The sequence below is a fragment of the Microbacterium sp. VKM Ac-2923 genome, assembly GCF_022815605.1.
Taxonomy (GTDB): Bacteria; Actinomycetota; Actinomycetes; order Actinomycetales; family Microbacteriaceae; genus Microbacterium.
In genome coordinates this window covers 20,188-36,128 of the sequence record NZ_JALGRP010000011.1, presented here as the reverse complement: position 1 = coordinate 36,128, position 15,941 = coordinate 20,188, and the positions used below count along the sequence as shown (strand labels likewise).

14 protein-coding genes are annotated in these 15,941 nt (G+C 70.9%); 4 read left to right on the top strand and 10 right to left on the bottom strand.

Annotation, left to right across the window (positions count from 1 at the left end):
- The first annotated feature begins 9 nt into the window (after nucleotides 1–9).
- On the top strand, nucleotides 10–2,007 hold the full coding sequence (locus tag MT347_RS15405) for an Ig-like domain-containing protein (RefSeq protein ID WP_243502184.1): 1,998 nt from the start codon (nucleotides 10–12) through the stop codon (nucleotides 2,005–2,007).
- A gap of 83 nt (nucleotides 2,008–2,090) precedes the next feature.
- Nucleotides 2,091–3,113 (top strand): substrate-binding domain-containing protein, encoded by a 1,023-nt coding sequence (locus MT347_RS15400; RefSeq protein WP_243502183.1) that lies wholly within the window; start codon nucleotides 2,091–2,093, stop codon nucleotides 3,111–3,113.
- Nucleotides 3,114–3,234: 121 nt separating this feature from the next.
- Here the strand turns inward: MT347_RS15400 and MT347_RS15395 are convergent, their stop codons facing one another.
- The 9 genes from MT347_RS15395 to MT347_RS15355 all read right to left on the bottom strand — a co-directional run bounded on the left by MT347_RS15395 (nucleotide 3,235) and on the right by MT347_RS15355 (nucleotide 12,992).
- Nucleotides 3,235–4,020 (bottom strand): glucosamine-6-phosphate deaminase, encoded by a 786-nt coding sequence (locus tag MT347_RS15395; protein WP_243502182.1) that lies wholly within the window; start codon nucleotides 4,018–4,020, stop codon nucleotides 3,235–3,237.
- Nucleotides 4,020–4,952 (bottom strand): ROK family protein, encoded by a 933-nt coding sequence (locus MT347_RS15390; RefSeq protein ID WP_243502181.1) that lies wholly within the window; start codon nucleotides 4,950–4,952, stop codon nucleotides 4,020–4,022. Before MT347_RS15390 ends, MT347_RS15395 begins: the two co-directional genes overlap by 1 nt.
- The gene (locus MT347_RS15385; protein WP_243502180.1) at nucleotides 4,949–5,677 is read right to left on the bottom strand and encodes a copper homeostasis protein CutC; all 729 of its coding nucleotides are present in this window, start codon (nucleotides 5,675–5,677) and stop codon (nucleotides 4,949–4,951) included. Before MT347_RS15385 ends, MT347_RS15390 begins: the two co-directional genes overlap by 4 nt.
- The gene (locus MT347_RS15380; protein ID WP_243502179.1) at nucleotides 5,674–7,158 is read right to left on the bottom strand and encodes a M81 family metallopeptidase; all 1,485 of its coding nucleotides are present in this window, start codon (nucleotides 7,156–7,158) and stop codon (nucleotides 5,674–5,676) included. Before MT347_RS15380 ends, MT347_RS15385 begins: the two co-directional genes overlap by 4 nt.
- A complete protein-coding gene (locus MT347_RS15375; protein WP_243502178.1) occupies nucleotides 7,155–8,096 on the bottom strand; it encodes a carbohydrate ABC transporter permease in 942 nt (313 codons plus the stop codon). The genes MT347_RS15380 and MT347_RS15375 overlap by 4 nt, the downstream gene beginning before the upstream one ends.
- On the bottom strand, nucleotides 8,086–9,009 hold the full coding sequence (locus MT347_RS15370) for a carbohydrate ABC transporter permease (RefSeq protein WP_243502177.1): 924 nt from the start codon (nucleotides 9,007–9,009) through the stop codon (nucleotides 8,086–8,088). Before MT347_RS15370 ends, MT347_RS15375 begins: the two co-directional genes overlap by 11 nt.
- Nucleotides 9,010–9,023: 14 nt before the next feature.
- On the bottom strand, nucleotides 9,024–10,313 hold the full coding sequence (locus tag MT347_RS15365; RefSeq protein ID WP_243502176.1) for an alpha-L-fucosidase: 1,290 nt from the start codon (nucleotides 10,311–10,313) through the stop codon (nucleotides 9,024–9,026).
- Between the two features lie 73 nt (nucleotides 10,314–10,386).
- Nucleotides 10,387–11,646: an ABC transporter substrate-binding protein gene (locus MT347_RS15360; RefSeq protein WP_243502175.1), complete on the bottom strand. Its 1,260-nt coding sequence runs from the start codon at nucleotides 11,644–11,646 to the stop codon at nucleotides 10,387–10,389.
- A gap of 173 nt (nucleotides 11,647–11,819) precedes the next feature.
- Nucleotides 11,820–12,992 carry an ROK family protein gene (locus tag MT347_RS15355; protein ID WP_243502174.1) on the bottom strand — a complete coding sequence of 391 codons (1,173 nt, stop codon included), beginning with the start codon at nucleotides 12,990–12,992 and terminating at the stop codon, nucleotides 11,820–11,822.
- Between the two features lie 137 nt (nucleotides 12,993–13,129).
- Between MT347_RS15355 and MT347_RS15350 the strand changes: the two genes are divergently transcribed.
- Entirely contained in the window at nucleotides 13,130–14,029 is a 900-nt protein-coding gene (locus tag MT347_RS15350; RefSeq protein ID WP_243502173.1) for an amidohydrolase, read from the top strand.
- A gap of 13 nt (nucleotides 14,030–14,042) precedes the next feature.
- Here the strand turns inward: MT347_RS15350 and MT347_RS15345 are convergent, their stop codons facing one another.
- A complete protein-coding gene (locus MT347_RS15345; RefSeq protein ID WP_243502172.1) occupies nucleotides 14,043–15,167 on the bottom strand; it encodes an AI-2E family transporter in 1,125 nt (374 codons plus the stop codon).
- A gap of 79 nt (nucleotides 15,168–15,246) precedes the next feature.
- On the opposite strand from MT347_RS15345, the gene MT347_RS15340 reads away from it, so the two are divergent.
- Nucleotides 15,247–15,552, top strand: coding sequence for a chorismate mutase (locus MT347_RS15340; protein ID WP_243502171.1), 306 nt, complete (start codon nucleotides 15,247–15,249; stop codon nucleotides 15,550–15,552).
- The last annotated feature ends 389 nt before the right edge of the window (nucleotides 15,553–15,941 follow it).

The window sequence follows — 15,941 nt, the reverse complement described above, 5'->3', positions numbered from 1 at the left end:
GACCCCCTGATGCCTCACCCTCTCTCGATCCCCCGCGTGTCCGCGGGCGTCGTCGCCCTTGCCCTGGCGTTCTCGGCGTCGACGATCGCGCCCTCACCCGTCGCCGCGGAAACCGCGGGCAATGTCGCCGCGGAAACCCCGGGCAACATCGCCGTGGCGACCGGGGCGCACGCCCCCGACGTCGCCGTCAGCTACGTTCCCCCGTGGAACTCCGCGGCGGCGCTCAACGACGGCGCCTCCGCGCCCACGAACGACCTGGGCGCGATGTGGGGCACCTGGGGCGTCTCCCCGGCCCCCGAGGCCGATGTCGCGACCTACACCTGGGACGACCCGGTGACGGTCTCGGCATCCACGCTCTTCCTCTGGCAGAACCTGGGGGTCGGCGACGGCGGGGTCCGCATCCCGGCGGAGTGGTCGCTGGAGTATCGGGATGCCGCCGGCGAGTGGGAGCCCGTGAGCGGCGCCGACGTGGCGTACCCGCTGCCCGCCTTCGACCCAGCGCAGCCGACGACCTCGCTCGCGCCGGTCGATGTGGCCTTCGACGCCGTGACCACGCGCGCACTGCGGCTCACCCTCGAGCGGCAGGTCGTCGACGGGATGCCGTACGCGACGAGCGTCATCGAGTGGGAGGTCACCGGCATCGCCGCCCCCGACGATCCCGATCCCGAGCCCGGCGATGGATTCGTCGCCGCCGAGGACGTCGCCGTCCGCACCACCACCGGTGCGCTTCCCACGCTGCCGGCGCGGGTCTGGGTGATCGGAGCCGACACGCCCCTGCGCGAGAGCGCGGTGACGTGGGATGCCGTCGCCTCGGCACAGGTCGCCCAGGCCGGCACGTTCACCGTGTCGGGGCGGGTCAGCGGTTTCGATGCGCAGACGGTGACGGCGACCGTCTTCGTCGCCGACGTGCTCTCGCAGACCATTGCCTCCATCGACTACACCTCGGTCATCACCGCCCCGGGCGTGGCGCCGGTGCTGCCGAAGACCGTGCGCGCCGTCTACGACGATGCGACGGCCGCCAGCGGCATCCCCGTGACGTGGGGGTCGATTGCTCCGGAGTCGTACGCCGCGGCCGAGGCGATGTTCGATGTGACGGGTTCCGTCGCGGGCTTCTCCTCCGGGGCCGTCGCGACCGTCTTCGTCGTCGCGCCGGTCGATCAGACGACGCCCCTGGTCAGCATCGCCTTCGACACCGCCCCCGAGGGCTCGGGGTGGTACGTCACCGCGCCCAGGGCGACGGTGACGGCGCAGAAGACCGCGGCCGACATCGCCTCGATCGAGATCAGCACCGACGCGGGCGCGACCTGGCGGCCGTACACCGACCCGGTGTCGGTGGACGGGCAGGGTGAGCTCACCGTCGTCGCACGCGCGACCGCCGTCGACGGCGCCGTGGGCGAGGCACGGGCCGACGTGAAGGTCGACACCGTCGCGCCGGTCACCGGCGATCGGATCGAGGTGGTCGGCGGCGTCTCCGCCGTCGTCACCCTCGCCCCGACCGATGCCGAACCGGGGTCGGGTCTGTCGCGGACCGTCTGGTCGGACGGACCGGATGCCGACCCGGCGGGCGCGTCGAACAACATGTACGCCACCTACGAGAAGCCGTTCTCGGTCGAACTCACTGAGGCCCCGCGCTTCGTGCACGTGCGCTCGCAGGACGTCGCCGGTAACGAGGAGTCCACCCGCACGATCACGCTCCCCGCGCGCACGGCGCCGCCCGCGACCGTCCTGGTGATCGAATCGTCGGCGTCGACGCGGATGATCGGCGGCAAGGCGTACGTCGCGGTGAGCGCGGTGAACCGTTCGCCGGTGCCCGTCGAGATCCACATCCGCACCGCCTACGGGGAGAAGACCTTCGCCACGGTGCAACCGGGCAAGAGGGTCAGCGCGTCGTTCACCTCGAGGAAGCCGTCCCTTCCCGCGGGGGCGGCCACGGTGACGGCCCGTGCCACGGTCGACGGCACGCAGGTCACCGAGACCTCCGAGGCCCCGTACGGCGCGCAGGACTGACATTCCGTGAACGGGGGCGGGTACGCCCGCCCCCGTTCACCCCCGGGAGCGACACCTCCCCTTCGCAGGATCGGACGATCACGATGACCCAGCCTTCGAGCCGCGGATGGCAGCGGCCCAGCATCTACGACGTCGCGCGCCGGGCGGGTGTCTCGCACATGACCGTGTCGCGGGTCATGAACGAACACCCGCAGATCCGCGAAACCACGCGCACGCGTGTGCTGCAGGTCATGGAGGACATGAACTACACGCCGAGCTCGATCGCCCGTGCGCTCGCCACCCGGCGTGCCCGGCGGATCGGGGTGCTCATCGACGGTCCCGTCCAGAACGGCCCGAACAGCACGCTGCGGGCTCTGGAGACCGCCGCACGTGGGGCCGGCTACGCCGTGAGCGCGTTCTCGAGCGATCATCCGGATGCAGCCCGGATGGACGCCGGCGTCATGGAAGCGGTCACCGAGGGGGTCGACGCGCTCTGCGTCATCGCCCCGCGCGAGTCCTCGCTCGCGCTGCTCCGTCGGCAGACCACGAACCTTCCGACGATCGTCGTCAAGGCCGAGGCGAGCGCGTCGTGGCACACGGTGGGGGTCGATCAGCGGGAGGGCGCGCGACTGGCGGTCCGGCATCTCGTGGGGCTCGGGCACCGCACCATCGCTCACCTGGCCGGCCCGACGGACTGGTTCGACGCCAGAGAACGCGCTCAGGGCTGGCGAGAGGCCCTCGCGGAGGCAGGGCTCCGCGAGGGGCCGTGCGTCATCGCCGATTGGGGTTCCGAGTTCGGGTTCCAGTTCGGTCGCACGTACGACCTGGGCGAGACGACGGCCGTGTTCGCGGCGAACGACCAGATGGCGCTCGGTGTCATCCACGGGTTGCACGATCGCGGCATCCGGGTTCCGCACGACATCAGTGTCGTCGGCTTCGACGACCTGTCCGATGCGCGCCACTTCCTCCCTCCCCTGACGACGGTCCGGCAGGACTTCTCCGCTCTCGGCGCGTCGGCGCTCCGGCGGATCGTCGCCGCTATCGAGGGCGCCGCCGAACCTCGGCACGACACGATCCCTCCCACACTCGTCGTGCGGGAGTCGACGAGCGCACCTCTTCGGACGTGATGTCACGCCCCGTGCGAGGGCGGCACCGGACGGCTCCGCCGGCAGACCGGGAGCGCCGGCGTGGGGCGCGCCGGTGACGGACGCCTCCACCGGGAGACGCGGAGCGCGCTGCGGCGTTCGCTCAGAACGATTGCGCGGAGGGCTTCAGAGCCCAGGCCTCGCGGTAGGCCTCTGCCTGCGTCAGCTCCCGCGCGGCATCCTCGTCGGCCAGCACCGTGACGTGCGGATGGAGCTGAATCGCCGATCCGGGCAGGCTCGCCGACACGGGACCCTCGACGGCACCGGCCAGCGCGGCGCTCTTGTCCGCCCCGAAGGCGAGCAGGATGAGATGCCGTGCCTCGCGAATGGTGCCGATGCCCTGGGTGATGCAGTGGACGGGGACATCGCGCGGATCGGCGAAGAACCGCGCGTTGGCGTCGCGGGTCGAGGCGGCCAGCGTCTTCACCCGCGTGCGCGACCCGAGCGACGACCCCGGTTCGTTGAAGCCGATGTGACCGTTGCGTCCGATGCCGAGGATCTGGATGTCGACACCGCCGACGGCGGTGATGGCGCGGTCGTACGCCTCGGCGGCGGCGAAGGGATCAGCGGCGCCGCCGTCGGGCACGTGCACGTGCGCCGGGTCGAGACCGAGCGGTACCGTCACGGTGCGTTCGATGACGGCGGCATACGACTCGGGGTGATCGGCGGGCAGCCCCACGTACTCGTCGAGCGCGAATGCTCGGACACCCGACGTGTCGGTGCCTTCCGCGGTGAGGCGCCGGGCCAGGTGACGGTAGAAGAGCTCGGGGGTGGAGCCGGTGGCGACACCCAACACGAGCCGAGGTCGGACAGCGATCGCGCGGGCGACGTGATCCGCGGCGAGCCGTGACGCCTCGTCGGCGGTTCGGGTGACGACGACCTCGGCCATCAGACGGTCTCCGTCCGCTCGAGGCGGCGCTCGCCGCTCATCCGGTGCCCCGCGGTCACGACCGCACCCCACGCCCCCGCCCACGTGCCGAGCTGCGCCCGGACGATGGGGGGCACGGCGTGGAAGGTCGCCTGACGGTGGGCCTTGTCGACCGCGGGGTCGATGATCCAGGTCGGCGAGTTCGACAGACCGCCGCCGATGACGATCACGCCGGGGTCGATCATGGCCATCACACTCAGCAGGCTGTGAGCCAGAGCCGTCGTCGCCTCGTCGAGGATCGCGCGGGCGGTGCCGTCGCCCCGCTCGGCGGCGAGCACCACGTCGAGGGCGGTGGACGACGCGTCGACCCCGCGGGCGCGGTCCCAGCGTGCGCCGAGGCGCGTGCCGCCCAGGAGCGATTCCAGACAGCCCGATTGCCCGCACGTGCATTTCTCACCGCGCCCCGCGGCGAGGTGCCCGATCTCTCCCGCACCGCCGTGCGCGCCCTTGCGGACGGCGCCGCCGACGACATGGGCGCCGGCGATTCCCGTTCCCAGGGCGAGCACGAACACGTCGTCGGCTCCGCGTCCGGCGCCGAGGACCGCTTCCGCGATCGCGGTGGCGACGCCGTCCTGCACGGCCACCCCGGCGATGTCGAGACGGTCGGACAGCTCGCGGGCGGGTGCCAGTCCCTCCAGCCAGCGCATGTTCGCGCTGGTCGCCACGACACCGGACGTCTCGTCGAGGATTCCGGCGACGGTGATGCCGAAGGCGTCCGCGCGGTCGCCGGCGAGGAACGTCCGTGTCAGCACGGCCAGTTCGTCCATGGCGCCGGGTCCGCGGGGGGTCGGCGCGTCGTCCGTGCGTACGTGCTCGAACCGCCCGCCGACCTCGCGCGCGAGGAGCAGCTTGACCCGTGTTCCCCCGTTGTCGACTCCCAGAAGAAGCGTCATCTCGCCTCCTCGGTCGACCGCAGGATGCCGAACAGGCGACGGGCCTCGTCGGGGTCGACGGTCTCGTACCCCCCACCGTCGATGGCTGCGGAGCCGAGCGCGACGCCGGGGCGGCCGGCAACCGAGCGCTTGGCCGAGGCATGGACGGCGTCGACGCCGGTGGCGGCGATCCGCGCCGCGTTGTCGGAGCGCACCCCGCTGCCCGCCATGATCTCGATCGCCCCGCCCGCCCGTCGCACCAGTCGCCGCAGGACGTCGAGCGCGTCGTCTGCCCGGGCGGCGCCGCCCGAGGTCAAGATCCGGGTGACGCCGATCGCGGCGAGCCGGTCGAGACCGGCGTCGAGGTCCGACAGATTGTCGAAGGCCCGATGGAATGTCACGTCCGCGCCGCCCGCGACGGCGAGGACGCGATCGACGAGCTCCTCGTCGATCGCCCCGTCGCGCAGGCCGCCGACGACGACGCCGGCCGCACCCCGCGAGCACGCCCACCGGGCGTCGTCGACGATGAGGGTCCGCTCGGCGTCGTCGTACTCGAAGTCGCCCCCGCGTGGGCGCACCAGGACGTGGGTCGCGATGCCGGCGGCGGTCGCGGCCTCGATGAGCCCGACCGAGGGGGTCAACCCCCCGAGCGACAGCGCAGCGCACAGCTCGACGCGGTCGACGCCGAGCGTCGCTGCGACACCGATGCCCGCGGCATCCTGCACGGCCATCTCGAACGCGGTCATCGCAGAACCACCGCCCTCAGGTCGGGATCGGCATCGAACGCATCGAAGGGGAACATCGGTCGCTCGATGCGGCGGTGACCCAGTCGATCCAGGTCTTGGTCGACCGGCCCCGGGGTGAGGGCCAGCGTCCAGCCCGCGGCGATGGCGTACAGGGTGGGCTCGAGGTAGCCGATCTTGGTCACGACGATGTCGGTGGCCGAGGGGTCGATGCCGAGCCGGCGGAAGTCCTCGACGGCGTGGAACGCCTTGCGCCGTTCGGTGACGATCACCCGGAGTGCGCCGATGCCGATCACGACGACGCGCCCGGCGACCGGATCGTCGTGCCGGTGGAGCAGCACGCCGACGAGGCGAACGGGTCCGCTCACGCGGTCGTCGACGCGGGCGCCGGCTTCGAGGTCGACCGCCGAGCCCACGGCGACGCCGTCGAGGGAGGCGACGGCGGTGGCATCGAAGATCGACGCCACGGCGACGGAGAGGCCGTCGTCGTCGCCGGTCAGCCGGTCGTCGCGGAGCAGTTCGTGCAACGCCCAGGTGACATCGCCCGAGCCGCCCGCTCCCGGGTTGTCGCCGGAGTCGCTGACGAGGTAGGGCCGGTCCCCACCGGAGGCGCGGTGTGCGAGCCCCGCGGTGATGCCGTCGGCGAGCGACCCGGGCGGTCCGACGAACGAGAAGTCCGCGCGCGCGTCCCACAGCGCGCGAGCCAGCGTCTCGGCTTGCTCGACGATGGTCGGTTCGTCGGAGCCGCTGACGAGCACCGTGGCGTGGCAGCGGGGTTCGTCAGCCCAGGCGTAGCCGATCCAGATCGACGCGTCGGTGACCCCCGGCATCCGCTCCACGTCGCCGAGACGGGCGTAGAGGCTCTTCGCGGGCTCCACGCGGGTCGAGGTCTTCTCGCCGGGGAGCAGGATCGGCACGCGCACCCACGCGCGTGCGGGGCGCTCGTCGCGGCCCACCCACTCGAGGAGGGTCCGGGCGGCACGCTCCCGCGTCTCGTCGGCGTCCTCGTGCGGCGCCAGGCGGAAGCAGGTCGGCAGGTCGACGGCGCGGGCGAAGCGCTCCGAGACGTTGCCGTGCAGATCCATCGGCGCGACGACGAGGGGCTCGGCGCCGATCACCGCGCGCACGGCCTCGAGGAGGTCGCCCTCGGCGTCGTCGAGGCCGTCGACGCCCATCGCTCCGTGCACGTCGAGGTACACGGCATCCACGTCTCCGACCTCGGCGAGGCCGGTCACGATCCGGGAGCGGAAGTCGTCGTAGACGTCGCGTCGCACCTGCCCCCCGGGGATGGAGCGGGCGTAGAACACCCCGATCCACTCGGCGGCGTCGCCCAGGGGCGTTCCCGCCGCGAGGAACGGGTACCGCGTGAGCACGTCGGCACCGCGGAGCACGACGAAGTCGTCGTGGCCGGCCCGGTGGGCCGCGTATGCGCTGGACTCGATGGCCACGCCGGCGATGGCGATGCGGGGGCGTCGCTCGCTCATCGTCCGCCCAGCCCCGACGTCGCGATGCCCTTGACCAGGTGCTTCTGCAGGGCGATGACCAGGAGGGTGGTGGGGATCATCGAGATGATCGTCGCCGCCATCTGCAGGTCCCAGCGCGTTCCGGACTGCGTGGCGAAGCTCGCCAGGCCGATGGGCAGGGTGCCGAGGGTGTTGTAGTCGTTGACGGTCACGAGCGGCCACAGGTAGCTGTTCCAGTAGTTGAGGAACGTGAAGACCGCCAGCACGGCCAGCGCCGACCCCGCCAGGGGCAGGATCACCTGCAGGAAGGTGCGCACCGGTCCCGCCCCGTCCATGCGCGCGGCTTCTTCGAGCTCGAACGGGATGCCACGGAAGAACTGCCGCATGAGGAAGGTGCCGAAGGCGGTGAAGGCCCAGGGGAGGATGAGCGACTGATACGTGTCGACCCAGCCGAACCACTGCATCACGACGAACATGGGGATGACGAGCACCTCCTGCGGCACCATCAGCGTGCCGAGGAACAGGACGAAGACCACGTCGCGCCCGGGCCAGCGCAGGCGTCCGAAGGCATAGCCGGCCGTCGCCGACACCGCGAGGACGACCAGCACCCCGGCGATCGAGACGATGAACGAGTTCGCGATGTAGGTGGTGAAGGGCGCGAAGGTGAACACCTCGAGGAAGTTCTGCCATCGCACCTCGGTGCCGACCAGCGTCGGCGGTGCCAGCAGCACCTCGTTCGAGGGCTTCAGCGCCGAGAAGAAGGCGTAGATCAGCGGGGCGGCGAAGACCACGGCCGCCACGATGACCGCGGCGTACGCGCCGATGAGGCCGAGGCGTTCGCCGCGCGACGCCGGCTGACCGCGTCGGCGGCCGCGTCGACCACCGCGCGGGCCCTCGACGGCGGTCGCGGGCGACAGCGGAGTCGGTCGGTGAGTCTGTCGCAGGGTTTCAGTGCTCATAGTGCACCCACCTCTTCTGCGCCCGGAACTGCAGCGCTGTGATGCCGATGATGATGACGAACAGGATCCACGCGCCCGCGGCGGCGAGACCGAGGTCCTGGAACTTGAAGCCGGTGTTGTAGATGAACATCACCAGCGGCACGGTGGACGTGCCGGGGCCGCCGCCGGTCAGCAGCTGCGGCTGCGCGAAGACCTGCATCGACGAGATGATCGTCATCACCGCGGCGAAGAAGATCGCGGGCGAGATGAGCGGGATGATCACCTGCCCGACGAGACGGATGCCACGGGCCCCGTCGATCTGCGCCGCCTCGACGACCGAGGTCGGAACCTGCTCGAGGGCCGCGGTGAGCACGAGCATGTTGTAGCCCATGCCCGCCCAGACGCTCATCGCCACGACGGCGAGCATCGCCCAGTTCTGGTCGACGAGGAAGTTCGGCAGCTCCCACCCGAAGAGCGAGACCGTCATGCCGTTGAGCAGCCCGTCGGGCTGCAGCACCAGGCGCCAGATCAACGCGCTCGCCACGATCGGTGTGACCACGGGGATGAAGAACAGGACGCGGAAGACGGCGCGGCCGCGGATGCGGGGCCCCAGCAGCAGCGACAGCCCGAGCGCCACGACGAGGTTCAGCGGCACGTAGAGCAGCGTGAAGACCGCGGAGTTGCGCAGCGCGGGCCAGAAGTCGGGCGACGAGGTCAGCAACGTCACGTAGTTGTCGAGGCCGACGAAGGCGCGCTTGCCGAAGATCGGCCAGTCGAACAGGCTCATGACGATCGCGAGACCCACGGGGAGGACCGTGAACACCGCGAGCCCGAGCACGGCCGGGGTGATGAAGCCGAGCGCCTGGCGGCGTTCCCTCGTCTCGATCGTGCTGCGGCGCCGTCGCCGCGGGGCGATGGAGGATTCGGTGACCATCGGATGGCCTTTCGTCAGGAGGAGGGCCGCAGCCGCAGCTCGATCACGGGGAGCGCGACCGACGGCGGCTGGACGGGGAGCTTGAGCGTCAGGGTCCCCGGCGCCGGGGCCGCGGGCTGGAGGTTGAAGGCTTCCTGGTCGGCGGGGATGTTCTCGAACAGCACCTCGGACCCGTCGTCGAGGAAGCGCGCGAATTCGACCCGGTCGGCGAGGTCGGGCAGGTGCAGCAGACCGAAGGGCCAGTCGAACAGGTGCGCGTACAGGCGGTCGCCGCGCTGCGTGTAGACGACGCCCGACGGCGCGGTGAAGCGCGATGCGCCGGCCCCGCGGATGGCATCCGCGTGGCGGGTCATCCAGTCGCCGACCTCCGACAGCAGGGCGGCGTCGCGTGGGGCGATCTCCCCGCGGCCGGTGGGTCCGACGTTGAGCAGCAGGTTGCCGCCCAGTGCCACCGAGCGGGCGAGCATCCGCACCAGCAGGGCCGCGCTCTTGCTGTCGTGGTTGTCGCGGTGATAGCCCCAGCTGCCGTTGATCGTCTGGCAGGCCTCCCACACGAGCGGCACGCCGTCGCGCTCGAACGGGCGGACCGGCTGGTACTGCTCGGGGGTGACGAGATCGGCGGGGATGCCGAGGCGGTCGTTCACCACCATGTCGGGCTGCAGCTCGCGGCACATCGCCAGCAGGGTCCCGGCATCCCAGTCCTCGGGCGACTTGCCGGGCAGGCCGTCTTCCTCGGCGGGCTCGGTGAAGTCGAAGAAGAGGTAGTCGAGCGGACCGTAGCCCGTGAGCAGCTCCCGCACCTGTGCGTGCAGGTACTGGCGGTAGACCGCCATATCGCGGTCGGCGTTTCGCGCGGCGACGTCGGCGACGCTCCGCTGGGGGTGGTGCCGGTCGATCGTGTAGTGCGGATGAGACCAGTCGAGCAGAGAGAAGTAGACGCCGACACGCAGTCCCTCGGCGCGCAGGGCCTCGACGTATTCGCGCACGAGGTCGCGGCCGCAGGTCTCGACGGCGTTGAACGGCGTCGTGGCGGTGTCCCACAGGCAGAAGCCCTCGTGGTGCTTGGCGGTGAGTACGACGTAGCGGGCGCCGGCCTGGCGAGCCTGGCGGGCGAGGGCCCGGGCGTCGAAGAGGTCGGGATCGAAGAAGCGGGCGTAGCGGGCGTAGTCGGTGGCTTCGATCCGCTCATAGTTCTGCACCCACTCGTGCCGGGCGGCGACGCTGTAGAGACCGAAGTGGACGAACATCCCGAAGCGGTCGTGGACGAACCAGTCGGTGCGGTCGTCGGTGCGGGCGTCGGTCATGCGGTGCTCCTGCGTTACGAGGGGGACAGGGGAGGGGGAGGCGGTGTCGGGCACACCGCCTCCCCGGAGGGGCTTACTCGCCGAAGCGGGCTTCGAGGCCCTCGAGCACAGACGACATGGTCGCCTGACCCGTGTAGACGCTCACGAGCTCGTTCGGCATCGCGGTCGCGACCTGCGTCCACTGGTCGGTGACGCGCTGGGCGACGGCCCCGTCGAACGCGGCGGTGAACGCCTCGGAGAGGTTCTCGCGGGTGGCATCCGGAAGCGCGGTGAAGAACTCGGGCTGGCTGGCGAGCTGCGCCGGGTACCCACCCTGCGCCGCGATCACCGACTGCACGTCGGGGCTCGAGAGGGCGCCGAGCACCTTGAGGGCGGCTTCCTTGTTCTCGCAGTTCGCGGCGATGCCGTACCCCGAACCCAGGGCGACGCCGTAGGCGCCGTCGTCGCCGCGGGGGATGCGCACCGCGCCCGCCGTGAAGCCGAGGTCGGCGCTGGTGAGGGTGGATGCCATCCAGGTGCCCTCGATGATCATCGCGGCCTTGCCGTTCTCGAACTGCGTCGTCGTCCAGGCCGAGTCGGAGGCGGAGGGGACCGCGTCGGAGACACCGAGCTGGGTGACGAGGTCGCCGTAGCGGGCGGCTGCCTCGACGAAGTCGGCGTTGGTCATGTCGAGCGCGCCGGACTCGTCGACGGGCTGCAGACCGCTCTGGGCCATCGGGAGCGAGAGCCACTGGAACTCGTCGACCGAGACGGCGAAGCCCTTCGCGCCGGCCTTGGCGGTGATGTCGCTCGCGGCCTTCTCGAAGTCGTCGATGGTCCAGTCGTTGGTGGGCAGCGCGGCGCCCGCCTGGGCGAACAGGTCGGCGTTGTAGAACAGCAGCATCGCGGCGGTGTCGTAGGGCAGGCCGTACAGCGTGCCGTTGTTCTCCATGACGCTCAGGGCGCCCGGGTTGTACGCGTCGCGCGAGATGCCCATCGTCGACAGGTCGTCGTCGGTGAGCTCGTCGAACACCTCGGTGTAGCCGGCGAGGCGCTGACCGTTCATGCCCGTGACGCAGGCGACCTTGCCCGACGCCATGTTGGCGTTCAACTTCGTGAAGTAGTCGGCCCAGGGCGCCGTTTGCAGCTCGATGTCGATGTCGTCGCCGACGAGGTTCTGGGCGACGGCCATCTGGTCCTTGAGCTTCTGCTCGGACTCGGTGTCACCGGCCCACATGTTCCAGACGATGGTGGTCTTGCCGCCGTCGGCCGCGTTGCCGCCGGAGGCGCAGGCGGTGAAGCCCATCGCCGCGACGGCGATGAGGCCCGCGAAGGCGATCCGTTTCTTGTGCATGGGGTTCCTTTCGGGAGAGGCTGCGAAGTCGGGTCCTCCGACAGCCGAGAGACATCGGATGATTGGGTCTTGTCGGGAGGCTAGCGGCGCTGGACCACGCGGCTTCGTTCCTTAACGCACTTGTTACACAGATCGGATGAAGTCGGTATTTTGACTTCAATACGTGAAATAAGTCAGACGCTCACGCGTGTCAGATCGTCGATGGAGGCTGCCGAGAGCAGCTCGTCGCGAACGAGAAGGGCGGCGCCGCGCGCACCGATGTCCCAGCCCTCCACCGACGCCGACACCTCGAGGGACGAGGTCGACAGGGGGAGGCAGAGGTCGTAGATGCTCGAGCGCACCCCCGCCACGAAGGCGTCGGTGGTGGCGATGATGCCGCCGAGCACGAGCCGTTCCGGATTGAAGAAGCCCACGACCGTGGCCAGCACGCTGCCGGTGCGCAGACCCGCCTCGCGCAGGAGCCGGGTGGCGAGCGGATGCCCGTTGCGGGCGAGGTCCGACAGCTCGGCCACATCGTCGACGCGGATGCCGCCCGCGGTCATGGCTTCACCGATGGCGCGACCACCCGCGATGGCGTCGAGGCAGCCCACGCGACCGCAGGCGCACGCCACCGTGGAGCCGGCGACGGCGATGTGCGAGACGTCGCCCGCCACTCCCGTTGCTCCGCGGTACAGGGCGCCCTCGACGATGATGCCGACGCCGATGCTCGAGCCCGCTTTCACGACGAGCATGTTCCGCGCCCGTCGACCTCCGGCGATGTGCTCGCCGAGAGCCATGGCGTTCGCGTCGTTTTCGCAGCGCACGGGAACCCCCGCGATGCCGCCGAGGATCGCCGAGGCGTCGATGCCGTTCCATCCCGGCATCCGCGAGGGCGAGATGATCCGGCCGTCCGGTACGCCGACCGGCCCGGGGACTGCGAGTCCGATGCCCGCCAGGGTCACGGCCTCCCCGGCCGCTTCGACGAGCGAGAGGACCTCCCGATGGATGCCGCGCAGGACCACCTCGGGCGCCCGGGAGATGTCGAGGCTCACCCGATGACGGGCCACGCGGGTCTCGCGGAGGTCTTCGAGGATGATCGTGGCGTGCGCGGCCCCGAGGTCGATCCCGGCGATGACCCGACCATCGCGCGCGAGGGCGAGGTTGCGCGGACGACGGCCGCCCCGCGAGGCGGTCTCGCCCGCTTCTTCGATGACGCCCAGGGCGAGCAGCTCGTCCACGCGCAGCGTGATGGTCGACGGCGCCAGGCCGGTCAGCCGGGAGAGATCCGAGCGGGACCGAGCCAGACCGTCGCGGATGAGCGAGAAGACACCGCCCGTCGAGGCGAGGTGACGATAGGGGGCGCTCATGGGGTTCTCCGGTCATGTCGACGTCGGTGACCAGATCATCGCACGCGCTTCGCCCCCGTCCTGCGTGAGGCCGGACCGCACGGGCGCGCCGACTCGGGGCGGGCGGCGGGTCACCGGACCTGCGCCATACTGCACGCATGCAGCGCAGACATCCGATCGTCGGTCCGACGCAGGGGACCGGGACCCGCACACGCGTCGTCGACACCCACCTGCACCTGTGGGACCCCACGCGCCTGTCGTACACCTGGCTCGAGGGTGAACTCGATGCGCTCCACGGGCCCGAAGAGCTGCGGGAGGCGTGGCGAGGGCGTTCCGCCCCGGACGAATACGTCTTCGTCCAGGCGGAGTGCGACGCGGAGCAGGCCCTCGACGAGGTCGCGTGGGTGTCCTCTCTCGCGCCCGACTGCGGCGTGCGAGGGATCGTCGCCCACGCTCGTCTCGAGCGCGGGGCGCTCGAACTCGACACGATCGACCGCTTGTCCGCCCACCCTCAGGTCGTCGGGGTGAGGCGCTTGCTGCAGGATGAGCCCGCCGGATTCACGAGCGGCGCCGCTTTCGTCGAGGGCGCGAAACTCCTCGCCGAGCGACGACTCGCGTTCGACGCCTGCGTGCGCTCCGATGCACTCGGCGAGGTCGCGGCCCTCGCGGACGCGGTGCCCGAGCTCGACGTCGTGCTCGACCATCTCGGCAAGCCCGAGGTGGGCAGCGGCGCGCGCCCGGTCGACCCTCGAGGTTCGCGCTGGCATCAGGACCTCGTCGACCTCGCACGGCGCCCGTCGGTGCGGGTCAAGCTCTCGGGTCTGCCGGCCGAGTCACGGGGGCCCTGGACGCGCGCCCAGATCGAGCCGTTCCTCGACATCGCCCTCGAGGCCTTCGGCCCGGATCGCCTCGTATACGGCGGTGACTGGCCGGTGTCGGAACGTCGCCGCCCGCACGCGTGGCTCGAGGCGGTCACCGCGTGGGCGGACGACCGCGTCGGGCCCGAGGGGACGGATGCCGTCCTCGCGGGTAACGCCGAGAGGCTCTATTTCTCGTAGAGCGGGCGCTCGCCTACTTCTTGGCATCCTGACGCGGGATGACGATCTGCTTGATGATGAGCAGGATGGACGCCGTGACGGGTATCGCGACGAGGGCCCCCAGCAGGCCGAGCAGGGTGCCGCCGACGAGCGCGCCGATCACGACGAGGGCGCCGGGCACCGAGATGGTGCGGTTCATCACGCGGGGCGTCAGCAGATATGCCTCGATCTGCATGTACACGAGGTAGACGATCGCGAAGATGAGTCCGGCGGTCGGGCTCACGATCAGGGTGAACACCGTGGCCGTCGCCCAGAACAGCACCGAGCCGACGAGCGGGATCAGCGTGATCCCGAACGCCAGGGCCGCGAGCAGCGCCGCGAACGGCTGCTGCAGGATGGTCAGCACGATGAACGCGAAGACGGCGTTGCACAGCGCCAGGACGACCATGCCCGCGAGGTAGCCACCGACCGAATCCGTGATCTGCCCGGTCATGTCGGAGACCGTCGCGCGGCTGCGCGCGGGGGTGAGCCGCACGAGGCTGTTCTTCATGCGGGGCAGGGATGCCAGGAAGTACAGGCTCAGCACGAGCACGATGATGGCGCCCGAGATGAAGGTGCCGATCGTGATGCCGACCTGGAGCAGGCCGCCGCCGATCGCGGCGATGTTGGCCGGGTTGGTCGCGAAGCTCTGCACCTCTTTCAGCACGTCGCCGAGGCTGTCGCCGAAGTTGGCCTCGACCCAGCGCACGGCGTCGCTGTCGATGAGGTCGTTGACGAAGGACGGGATGTCGCCGACGAACTGCTCGACCTGACGAACCACCGGCGGGATCAGCAGCCACAGCGAGCCGGCGAGGATGAGCGCCAGTCCGCCGAACACGATCAGGATCGACCACGCTCGCGACAGGCCGCGGCGCACGAGCATGCGCACGAGGGGGTCGAGCGCGAGGGCCACGAAGAGGGCGATCGCGATGTAGATGAGGACGGTCGACAGCTTGCTCAGCGCGATCGCGAGAAGGAAGGCCGTCAACCCGCCGAGGGTGAGGAAGAACCCCGCCGGGTAGGGTCGGGCGATGGCCGACCAGACCGGCTTGTCGCGAGACGTGGCGGCTCCCGCCTCGGCGCCCGCGGCGGTGGGATCGGGACGCGTCGATCGGCTCATGGTCACACTGTAGGACTCCCGGGTCGCGGCGGACGCCGCATCGTCGGCACGGTAAGGTCGGAGCGATTTGGGAGGACACATGACCGACGCCGATCCCTCGACGATCCTGCAGGGGTTGCGCGGCAGCATCGACAACATCGACGCCGCGCTGATCTTCCTCCTCGCCGAACGTTTCCGCTGCACGAAGCAGGTCGGGGTGCTGAAGGCGAAGCACGGGATGCCGGCCTCCGATCCCGCGCGCGAGGAGCAGCAGATCGCCCGACTCATGCGCCTGGCCGAAGACGCCGATCTCGACCCGGCGTTCGCTGAGAAGTGGTTCAACTTCGTCGTCGCCGAGGTCATCCGCCACCACCGTTCCGCCGCCGCGCAGCCGCACGCCGACTGAGGCGTCGCGCGGGGGCGGGCCGCCCCGTCGACGGTGACGGAGCAGCGGTGTGACACGCCCGGGACGACGCACGCGCGGCTCCCCGAACGGCATCCGCGAAACGTCGACGCACACGCGCCCGCGTGCCACACGGCATCCGGAATCGCAAGACGCTGCGCGATTTGCCAGCCGATTGATCAGCGTGAAACGTTGGTTCAGGCCCGTTGAGGGCCGCCCACCCGACCAGTCCGCGGTCGCGGGTGCCGTCTCGGGGGAGTCGGTTCCGCGAGCGTACGGTCGGCGGCCAGGGTGCCGGACCCGATGTCCGGTGCCGACGCGCTCCACCCCCCGGAGGGCGCCGACGGCTGCCACCCGGGCGTGACCGCTGCGGCCACCCGAAGGCCGCTGAG

Excerpts from the sequence above, each read along its gene's own strand:
- MT347_RS15375 (WP_243502178.1), bottom strand. The coding sequence starts at position 8,096 with ATGAGCACTGAAACCCTGCGACAGACTCACCGACCGACTCCGCTGTCG.
- MT347_RS15370 (WP_243502177.1), bottom strand. The coding sequence starts at position 9,009 with ATGGTCACCGAATCCTCCATCGCCCCGCGGCGACGGCGCCGCAGCACG.
- MT347_RS15350 (WP_243502173.1), top strand. The coding sequence starts at position 13,130 with ATGCAGCGCAGACATCCGATCGTCGGTCCGACGCAGGGGACCGGGACC.
- MT347_RS15360 (WP_243502175.1), bottom strand. The coding sequence starts at position 11,646 with ATGCACAAGAAACGGATCGCCTTCGCGGGCCTCATCGCCGTCGCGGCG.
- MT347_RS15385 (WP_243502180.1), bottom strand. The coding sequence starts at position 5,677 with ATGACCGCGTTCGAGATGGCCGTGCAGGATGCCGCGGGCATCGGTGTC.
- MT347_RS15365 (WP_243502176.1), bottom strand. The coding sequence starts at position 10,313 with ATGACCGACGCCCGCACCGACGACCGCACCGACTGGTTCGTCCACGAC.
- MT347_RS15405 (WP_243502184.1), top strand. The coding sequence starts at position 10 with ATGCCTCACCCTCTCTCGATCCCCCGCGTGTCCGCGGGCGTCGTCGCC.
- MT347_RS15345 (WP_243502172.1), bottom strand. The coding sequence starts at position 15,167 with ATGAGCCGATCGACGCGTCCCGATCCCACCGCCGCGGGCGCCGAGGCG.
- MT347_RS15340 (WP_243502171.1), top strand. The coding sequence starts at position 15,247 with ATGACCGACGCCGATCCCTCGACGATCCTGCAGGGGTTGCGCGGCAGC.
- MT347_RS15395 (WP_243502182.1), bottom strand. The coding sequence starts at position 4,020 with ATGGCCGAGGTCGTCGTCACCCGAACCGCCGACGAGGCGTCACGGCTC.
- MT347_RS15380 (WP_243502179.1), bottom strand. The coding sequence starts at position 7,158 with ATGAGCGAGCGACGCCCCCGCATCGCCATCGCCGGCGTGGCCATCGAG.
- MT347_RS15400 (WP_243502183.1), top strand. The coding sequence starts at position 2,091 with ATGACCCAGCCTTCGAGCCGCGGATGGCAGCGGCCCAGCATCTACGAC.
- MT347_RS15390 (WP_243502181.1), bottom strand. The coding sequence starts at position 4,952 with ATGACGCTTCTTCTGGGAGTCGACAACGGGGGAACACGGGTCAAGCTG.
- MT347_RS15355 (WP_243502174.1), bottom strand. The coding sequence starts at position 12,992 with ATGAGCGCCCCCTATCGTCACCTCGCCTCGACGGGCGGTGTCTTCTCG.